This is a genomic window from Streptomyces sp. 142MFCol3.1 (assembly GCF_000424945.1).
Lineage (GTDB): Bacteria > Actinomycetota > Actinomycetes > Streptomycetales > Streptomycetaceae > Streptomyces > Streptomyces siamensis.
On the sequence record NZ_AUKV01000074.1, the window covers coordinates 1 to 8,626 of the forward strand.

The window sequence follows — 8,626 nt, forward strand, 5'->3', positions numbered from 1 at the left end:
GCACAGTCTCCTGGAGGCGGTGCTCGCGGTGGGGCGGGAGCTGGATCTGGAGCAGGCGCTGCACAGCATCGTCGAGGCCGCGGCGGCGCTCGTGGACGCCGAGTACGCGGCGCTCGGTGTCATCGGCCCCGACGGCAGGAGGCTGTCGGCCTTCCACACGGTCGGCGTCAGCGACGAGCAGATCGCCCGGATCGGCGCGTATCCGGAGGGGCACGGCATCCTGGGCGAGCTGATCCGCCGCCCCGAGCCGCTGCGCCTGGAGAAGATCTCCGAGCACCCCGCCTCCTACGGCTTCCCGCCCCATCATCCGCCGATGAACACCTTCCTCGGTGTCCCGATCCGGGTGCGCGACCAGGTCTTCGGCAACCTGTACCTGACGGAGAAGCGCGGCGGCGGCCCCTTCGACGAGGAGGACGTCTCGGTCACCCTGACGCTGGCGGTGGCCGCGGGTGTCGCCATCGACAACGCCCGGCTGTACGCGGAGTCCCGGCTGCGCGAACGGTGGCTGCGGGTCAACGCGGAGATCACCCACAGCCTGATGTCCGGGGCGGAGCGCACGGAGACCCTCGGGCTGATCGCCGACCGGGCCCGGGAGATCACCGGGGCCGCCCTGGCCCTCGTCGCGATGCCCATGACGGACACCGGCTCGCTCACCGTCGAACTCGCCCTCGGACGCGAGGCGGAGGAGCTCCGAGGGCTGGTGCTGCCGGCCGACGACACCCTGATCGGCAAGGCGTTCTCCACCGGGACCGCCGTCACCAGCGCGGACGTCACCCACGAGGAGAGGCTCCTGACCGGGCCGCTGCGGTCCACCGGACTCGGCCCGGCCGTGGCCGTTCCCATCGGCACCGGCGCGGACGGCGTCCGGGGCGTGGTCCTCCTCGTCCGGGAGAGCGACGGCATGCCGTTCTCGGCCAAGGAGACCGAGTCCCTCCAGGTGTTCGCCGCGCAGGCGGCGATCGCGATGGAGCTGGCGGAACGCCGCCGGGACGCAGAGGAGATCGCGGTGCTCCAGGACCGCGACCGGATCGCGAGGGACCTGCACGACCTGGCGATCCAACGGCTCTTCGCTACCGGCATGACGCTGCAGAGCGCGGGTCGCTTCATCGAGCACCCGGAGGCCTCGGAGCGGGTGCTCCGGGCCGTGGACGACCTCGACGAGACCATCAAGATCGTCCGTTCGACCATCTTCGGACTGCGCACGCATGGGACCGCCACGGGATCCGGGCTGCGGGCACGTGTCGTGCGGCTCGCGGGCGAGGCCGCGCCGGTGCTGGGATTCGCCCCCAGCGTGCGCATGGAAGGGCTGGTGGACACCGAGGTGCCGCGCGAGGTCGCCGACCACGTCGTGGCCGTGCTCTCCGAGGCCCTCACGAACATCGCCCGGCACGCCCGGGCCGACCGTGCCGACGTGTCCCTGAGGACCGACGGACGCGACGTGCTGCTGTCCGTCACCGACAACGGCGTGGGCATCCCGGAGGGCGGTCGCCGCAGCGGCCTGCGCAACATGGCCGAGCGCGCGCAACAACTCGGTGGGAAGCTGGAGTTGAGCACGCCCGAGGGTGGCGGGAGCACGCTGGTGTGGCGCGTGCCGCTGGCGGAACCGGAGCAGCCGGGAGACTGACGGCCGGCCAGGCGCTGCCCGCGCCCCGGGGCCGTCCCCGCGCGCCCCGGCCACCGGTGCGGCACGCGGCCTCGGATCAGCCGCGGACGCCGCTGCCGTACGGGGCGTAGAGGTCCAGGAGCCGGTTGCGCGACGCCTGGAGCCGCTGGGCGACCACACGGCCGACCCAGGTCGCCACCGCCCGGCCGAAATCGGGATCGCGTGCGCACATCGCCCGCACCGCGTCGGCGTCGAACTCGTGCGCTCGCACCGGGCTCGCGGCCTCGGCGCCCAGCTGCCACACGTACGGCGCGAAGTGCCAGGACCAGCCGACGAGTTCGCCGTGGCCGAGGGACTCGATGACGGCGGCGCGCCGTCCCGGAACGTGCAGGTCGAGGGCGACGGTCCCGCTGCGGATGATCCAGAAGCGGTCGGCGTGCCGGCCCTCCTCGAAGAGCCGCGCGCCGGACGGGAACGAGACCTCTCGGGCGAGACGCATCAGCTGTTCGCGGTGCTCGGCCCCGAGAGCCGCGGTCATGGTGGTGGCGGAGGTCATGGCTCCGGCTCCCTTCATCCCTGTGCCCGCAGCCGTTCGGTGAGCGCGTCGTGCCCTTCGGGGGCGGGGGAGGGCTGCCGCTCCCAGCCTGTGCCCGTGGCCCCAGCCTGTGCCCGGCCGGGGCCGGTCACCACGGGCCGCCCGGGTCCTTCCGGGGGCCGTTCGGCCCTGCCCGCACCGGCTCGGAGCTCTCGCCCGCGCGGAAGGCGCACGGGTACACGACCGGGTGCGGTGCCGGGTCCCCCGGGGCGGGTCCGGTCGTGCCGGGTTGCCCGTGCCGTCAGGTGCGGTGGCGCAGTGGCCGGGCGGCCTCCGCCAGGCTCGGCTGGAGGCGGCGGGCGACATCGAGGTGGTCGGCGGTCCAGATGATGCGGACGGCGGTGGCCGGGCCACGGCCGCCCGTGTCGGACAGGTCCTGCCGCAGACAGTCGACCAGCTGCCCCTCCACCGCCGCGCTGCGGGGCATCGGGTCCGGGACGGCCGCGCCCCGGCTCAGGGTGGCGGCGAGGTCCCGGTACCAGTCGGTGATCCGGCCGGCCGCTCCCACGATGACGAGCCGCGCGTCCGCCCGGTCCGCGGCGGTGTCCTGCCCGCCGGACCGTTTCCACAGGCCCAGTACGGCGTCGGCGGCGAGCCGTAGACCCACGATGCCCGTGACCAGCGCGGTCATGTCGGAGAGAGCCATCGGCTTCGGGCCGCGCTCGGCCAGGTAACTGCGGAAGGTGTCGTCGAGCCGGCGGGCGGCGGCAGCCGCGTCGCGCCGCTCGTCGAGGGGGGCGTCCGCCGAGAGGGGCCCGGCGCCGCACAGCCCGACCGCGTACTCCACGGTCCTGGCCAGGTAGCGGGCGCTCTCCGTGTACGCCTCGGCGAGCGCGCGGCTGACCGCGGCGGCCGCGCCACGCGGCCAGAAGAACAGGCCCATGACCACGCTCACGGCGCAGCCGAGGCCGATGTCCTGGATGCGCAGCAGCACGATCCGCCAGTTGGGGTCGTGGCCGATGTTGAACAGGATGACCAGGGTGACGGTGAACGCCGCCTGGCCTGCGGCGAAGGAGATGGCGGAGGGGGCGATGCCCGCGAGCAGGACGGCCACGGGCAGCAGGAACCAGAGCACGGTGCCGTGGTGGCCGATGAGGTGGAGCAGCCCCGCCCCGATGATGGAGCCCGCGATGGTGCCGGCGACGGCGCGAACGGCGTTCTGCCCGGTGTTGAGGGCGTTCGAGCGCAGCACCGACAGGGTGCCCAGGGTCACCCAGAAGGAGTGCTGGACGGTCGTCACCTTGGCGAGGGTGACCGCGATGCCGAGGCCGAGCGCGCCGCGGAGGCTGTTGTGCAGCCACACGGACTGCGGCTGGAGGTAGGCCGCGGCCCGCTCCCGGGCCGCGGCGAGTGGTTTCGCCAGGGCCCCGGGCTCGCGGCCGAGGAGGGCCTCCGGCCAGCTGCGCCGGTCCGCGGCGGCGGCCAGGTCCACGTTGCGGGCGATCTGCAGCGTCGCGAAGCCGACCTCCTGGGCCCGGAACGACAGATCCAGCACACCGATGAAGGGATGCACCTGCGACCGGGCGGCCGTCGCGTCGTGGTGCACGGGCAGCCGTGTGGTGGCGTTGCTCTCCATGTCGCTCATGGCCGTGCGCAGATCGCCCTGAGCGGCGCGCAGGGCGTTCGGCGAGTCGCGCGGGCGGTCGAGCAGTTCGGCCGATTCGTCGAGCAGACGGGCGGCGGCCCGCCGTACGGTATGGGCGTCCTCGTCGCAGAGCACCCGCTCCTTGTCGGGCGGCACGCTGTCGGCCAGGATGTCGCCGAGCCAGGTCAGCTCGTCGACCAGGCGGACGATGGCCCGTGAGCCGGCGGAGAGGCCGGTCGGCCGGTAGGGCGTGGCGTCGAAGACGGACCGCAGGTCGGCCGCCGCGGCGGCGGCCAGGTCGGCCGTGGCCCGGCACCGCGGGCCGCTCGCCGCGTCCGGGCCGCCGGCCAGCAGGGACGCGTCGGTGCGCAGTTGCTCGGCGGCGGCGCGGCACACGCGCGCGGCCGGTTCGGCGAGCGGGTCCCTGACCGGGCGGGGCCACAGCAGGGAGATCGCGAGCATGGCGGCGACGGACGCGATGCCCGCTCCGGCGAGCCGCGCGGGCAGCACGGACAGCGGCTCGGGCGAGGTCACCGGGAGGATGAAGGCCAGCAGGAGGGCGGTCGACGCGCCGGCGAGGACGGAACTGACCACGCCCGAGAAGAGCACCAGGAAGCCGATCACGACCGTGACGGTCACCGAGAGCCAGATCTGGAAGGCCACCAGGCTGCCGAGGCAGATGAGCACCCCCCAGGCGAGGGCGAGGCCGATGTGTGCCCGCAGCCGCTGCGTCATCGGTCCGGTGAAGTCGACGAAGAGGAGCATCGCCAGCGAGCCGAAGGCGGCGTACGTCGCCATCGTCGGCGAGCCGATGACCTGGGTGCACAAAGCGAACAGGGCGGGCATCACGAGGGCGGCCCGCCCGGCGCGACGCGTCGCCGCGAGCTCGGGATCGTGGTCACGCAGCCACGAGAAGAACGAGCCGTCGCGAAGGATCCGGCCGGGTCTCTGCACGGCCCTGCGCACCTCCCGTCGCCGGCATGTCCGCCCGAGCCCCGTGCGAACGTGAACGCCTCCGCAAGCGACCATGCCACGCGAACGCCGCCCCTGCGCGGGATGGCCCGGGCCGGGTGAACCGCGGACACGGGCGGCCGCGGCTCAGTGCCCCCCGGACGGCCGCGCGCGGCCACTAGGTGGCGACGTTACGCAGGGCGGCCGCGAGCTTCTTGAGGTCCAGACCCTGCAGGTGGTCGAGGAAGTGCCGGCGTGTCGCGGCCAGATTGGTGGGCCAGGCCTCTTCCAGGCGAGTGAAGCCGGCGTCGGTCAGGGAGGCGTGCCAGCTGCGGCCGTCCGTGTCGCACCGAACTCGCTCGATGTAGCCCTCGCTCTCCAGTCGGTTCACGATTCGGGTCGTGCCACTGAGTGACATCTCGATGGCGCGGGCGAGTTCGTGCATGCGCAACTGTCGATCCGGTGCCTCCGAGAGGTGCATCAGCGACAGGTATTCCGTGTTCGACAGCCTCTGCTCCCGCGACATCTGGGCATCGATGGCGCGAGGCAGGGCGTAGATGAGAGAGGGAAGGGCCCGGACGACGGCTTCTTCGTCGGCGGTGAGCGGTTGCAGCGCTTCCCTGGGTGGGGTGGGTTTCTGTGCCATGGGGGCGTACCTCGCGTGTGTGTGCGGTGGGAAAGACTTCGGCCGACCGGCCGGGCTCTGCACGCCGCTGCAGTTCTCTCGTTCGAGCTCTGAGTTCGTTTTCCTTGTGAAGCGGACAACGCCATGACCTCGCCCCGCAGCGAACCTGTTCAACGGCCGTGGCGGCCGGGAGGTCTGAGCCGGTCCCGCGGTGCGTCTGTTGCGCAGGACGATCCACATACTTGACGCAGCAATCTCTTGTGCTAGATTGCTTGTCGAAGCAATTATATCCCCAACCGGTTGCCAGGGCTACCCATATGTACGCCCGGAACGGACACGGGGCTACCTTTACGAAGGGTTTAGCGTGACCAAGATCGGAATCATCCTCGGCAGCACCCGCCCCGGACGCAACGGCGAGGCTGTCGCCCGCTGGGTGCACGAGGTTGCCTCGAAGCGAACCGATGCGGAGTTCGAGCTTGTCGACCTCCTCGACTACAAGCTCCCGCACCTCGACGAGGCGCTTCCTCCGTCTCTGGGCCAGTACTCCCAGCCGCACACGCAGGCGTGGGCGAGCAAGATCGCCTCGTTCGACGGCTTCGTCATGGTGACGCCGGAGTACAACCACTCGACGTCCGGCGCCCTGAAGAACGCCATCGACTACCTGTTCGCGGAGTGGAACAACAAGGCAGTCGCTTTCGTCGGCTACGGCGGCTTGGGCGGAGCCCGGGCGGTGGAGCACCTGCGCCTGATCGCGGGGGAGCTGCAGATGGCGGACGTGCGTTCGCAGGTCTCGCTGTCGCTGTTCCACGACTTCGAGAACTTCAGCGTGTTCAAGCCCGGCGACTTCCAGCTCGAGGCGCTGAACACCACGCTTGACCAGGTGCTGGCCTGGAGCAAGGCGCTCGCCCCGCTGCGCGCCGCGTAACGCACGCACCTCAGCGGTCTCCCCCCGGCGACCTCGAACCCTGTGGCGCGCAGGCGGGTACACGCCCCAGGCGCGACCGGGCGGCTCCCGGCCGACAGCGGAACGCTGCGGGAGCCGCCCGTCCGTCGCATGTGCTCGACAGCACGGCGGTGGGCAGGTCTGACCGGTTGCCTGCCGCATGCGACGCGCGGACTGCCACGAAGCGGTCCATGGCCGACGAGAGAGTCGCCCGTTCTCACTCGAGTGCGGCTCGGCTCCCACCCAAGCAGACTTGGCGGGTTGCACTGGCGGGCAACCAACCTCGTGTCCACCGACGCAGGACAGCCGGATCGACCGCACCGCTGCCGCAACCCCTCACCGTGGACGAAGAAGCCGTCGTGAGCTCGCTCGCGTCATCAATGCCCTGCCACGCGCCGTCGACGCCGACATGATCCGTGAGCAGAGCCTCTCCTTGATCGAATACTTGGTCCTGGCATACCTCTCCGAAGCGCCAGAGCAGCAGATGCGTATGGGCGATCTCGCTGCCGCGGTCGAGATGTCGAGCAGCGGCATCTCGCGCTTGGCTGACCGGCTGGCGAAACAGGGCTGATCGAGCGGGTCAGGCCGGGACGGGACGCCCGCGGCGGAACGCCGTCCTCACCGACACGGGCCTCGCCCGTTTGCGGGGCCCGGCCGACCGACCTTGCCTCCATCCGCCGCCACTTCCTGGTCCACGTGGCGGGGTTGGACCTCGGTACCTCGCGCCGGCTCTGCGCGACATCGGCACGTGACGGCGCGCGTCCAGGCCCCTTAAGGCTGACGAAGGTTGGGGCGTCTTGTGGGCCAGAGCTTCGCGATCGCCGGACACCAGCCGTCCTGACGCTTTCGCATCGAGCGCGGCCCCGGCGGCGGCCTGCTTGGTCCTCGTTGCGGTGGCGGCGGCCGTCACACTCGCCGCGTGTCCCGGTAGCTTTTCAGCCGCCCTGCTGAGCGGCCTTCTGAAAGGTGTTCAGAAACTCATCCGCGGTGAAGATCGCGTGCGCGTACGCGGGTGCATTGATGTCGAACGTCGCCCTCATCTCGTCCCAGGAGAATGCGGCGATGGCATCACGTATGAGCGTCACGTGGTACCCCAGCTCCTGTCCGAACCGGGCCGTGGTGTCGACGCACGTGTTGGCCTTCATGCCGATGATCACGATCTTTTGAACCCGGTGCTGCTTCAGCATCATGTCCAGGTCCGTGTTCGCGAAGCCACTGACGCCCAATGCTGGCGCACGACCAGTTCGTTCTCCCGGGGCACAAAGTCGGGGTGCCACTCGGCCCCCCAGCTGCCGGCTGCGAAGGTCTGCCCCTCGACGACACGCTTCTGGGTGGGGGAGAGGTGGTCCCACGTCTTGTAGTCTCCCGGCTCTGTCTGGTGATGAGGCACGATGAAGACGCGAAAGCCCTTTTCGCGGGCGGCGGACAGTACTGCCCGCATGTGGTCGAGCAGCTTTATCTCCTCTGCGACCTCCTTGACCCGCGACCACAACTTCCCGCCCTCCGAGAGGAAGTCGTTGTACGGATCAATGAGCAGCAGAGCGGTATCTTCGGCCGTGTACGGCACATCCTGGGCGTTCATCGCACCTCGGCTCTTCCGGTTGCGGTCCGGCGGAGACGAAGCCCTCGCGCTGCCACCTGCCACCGTTCAGCGATGCCCTACCCGGACGTACCCAATGAGGCAGGCGCCCCCACCGTTTCCGCGTCACCGAGCATCGGGCGACCTCTGCCTCTACCTCGCCCCATAGCCTGGCCGCTGAAAGCGAGGGGCTGGTTCTACAGCCGCCAACCACCACGCTCTCACGCTCCTGATACGAGTGCATCTTGTCCGCGATGGCTCCCGCCCGTCAGACGGCGGGGCCGGAGGGTGTGATGCTCCGGGCTACGGCTGCCACACCAGGCGGACTTCGAGGACTGGGAGGCCGGCCCGAAGTTCGGCTGGACCGTCACCAGCGAGGACGGCGCAGGCGCCTTCAATACCGACCCGACACCCTTGACGGCTTCATAGCCGGCGCCGGCCTCATCCTAGACGTACCGACCGCACCCTGAAACGCCGAAGTCAGTAGTTCCGCCTGACTGTCATAAGTCGTCGGCTCCGACCGTACATGGCCGAAGCCCCTCCCCCTGGGAGGGGGAGGGGCTTCGCAAGGTTGAGCGGTTCGAGCGGCCGACGTGCGGCCCGGTGCTCAGTACCAGTTGTTCGCCTGCCAGAACGACCAGGCCTCACACGGGCTGCCGTAGCGGCTGTTCATGTAGTTGAGGCCCCACTTGATCTGGGTGGCCGGGTTCGTCTGCCAGTCGGAACCGACCGAAGACATCTTGGA

Annotated in this window: 8 protein-coding genes and 2 pseudogenes; 4 read left to right on the forward strand and 6 right to left on the reverse strand. The window is 70.8% G+C overall.

Annotated features, from left to right (window positions below):
* A partial coding sequence (locus H305_RS0143060; protein WP_028805871.1) for a GAF domain-containing sensor histidine kinase occupies nt 1-1,624 on the forward strand: 1,624 nt, incomplete at its 5' end.
* A 76-nt stretch (nt 1,625-1,700) separates the two neighbouring features.
* On the opposite strand, the gene H305_RS0143065 is transcribed toward H305_RS0143060, so the two are convergent.
* The 3 genes from H305_RS0143065 to H305_RS0143075 form a co-directional block, all read right to left on the reverse strand.
* The gene (locus H305_RS0143065) at nt 1,701-2,159 is read right to left on the reverse strand and encodes a Crp/Fnr family transcriptional regulator (protein ID WP_028805872.1); all 459 of its coding nucleotides are present in this window, start codon (nt 2,157-2,159) and stop codon (nt 1,701-1,703) included.
* Nucleotides 2,160-2,439: 280 nt separating this feature from the next.
* A complete protein-coding gene (locus tag H305_RS48985; RefSeq protein ID WP_037767402.1) occupies nt 2,440-4,737 on the reverse strand; it encodes an FUSC family protein in 2,298 nt (765 codons plus the stop codon).
* Nucleotides 4,738-4,912: 175 nt separating this feature from the next.
* Complete coding sequence (locus H305_RS0143075) at nt 4,913-5,380, reverse strand: MarR family winged helix-turn-helix transcriptional regulator (RefSeq protein WP_037767403.1); 468 nt, start codon at nt 5,378-5,380, stop codon at nt 4,913-4,915.
* 343 nt (nt 5,381-5,723) lie between these two features.
* On the opposite strand from H305_RS0143075, the gene H305_RS0143080 reads away from it, so the two are divergent.
* Nucleotides 5,724-6,284 carry an NADPH-dependent FMN reductase gene (locus tag H305_RS0143080; RefSeq protein WP_028805874.1) on the forward strand — a complete coding sequence of 187 codons (561 nt, stop codon included), beginning with the start codon at nt 5,724-5,726 and terminating at the stop codon, nt 6,282-6,284.
* A gap of 427 nt (nt 6,285-6,711) precedes the next feature.
* Complete coding sequence (locus tag H305_RS55585) at nt 6,712-6,873, forward strand: MarR family transcriptional regulator (RefSeq protein ID WP_234021447.1); 162 nt, start codon at nt 6,712-6,714, stop codon at nt 6,871-6,873.
* Between the two features lie 364 nt (nt 6,874-7,237).
* Here H305_RS55585 and H305_RS55590 read toward each other — a convergent pair whose 3' ends face one another.
* Entirely contained in the window at nt 7,238-7,492 is a 255-nt protein-coding gene (locus H305_RS55590) for a cysteine hydrolase family protein (protein WP_234021448.1), read from the reverse strand.
* Nucleotides 7,489-7,884: an isochorismatase family protein gene (locus H305_RS55595; RefSeq protein ID WP_234021449.1), complete on the reverse strand. Its 396-nt coding sequence runs from the start codon at nt 7,882-7,884 to the stop codon at nt 7,489-7,491. The genes H305_RS55590 and H305_RS55595 overlap by 4 nt, the downstream gene beginning before the upstream one ends.
* Nucleotides 7,885-8,261: 377 nt before the next feature.
* Between H305_RS55595 and H305_RS56570 the strand changes: the two are divergent.
* Nucleotides 8,262-8,351 (forward strand): annotated as a pseudogene (locus H305_RS56570) (transposase); the annotation flags it as partial.
* 137 nt (nt 8,352-8,488) lie between these two features.
* Here the strand turns inward: H305_RS56570 and H305_RS53825 are convergent.
* A pseudogene (locus tag H305_RS53825) lies at nt 8,489-8,626 on the reverse strand (lytic transglycosylase domain-containing protein); the annotation flags it as partial.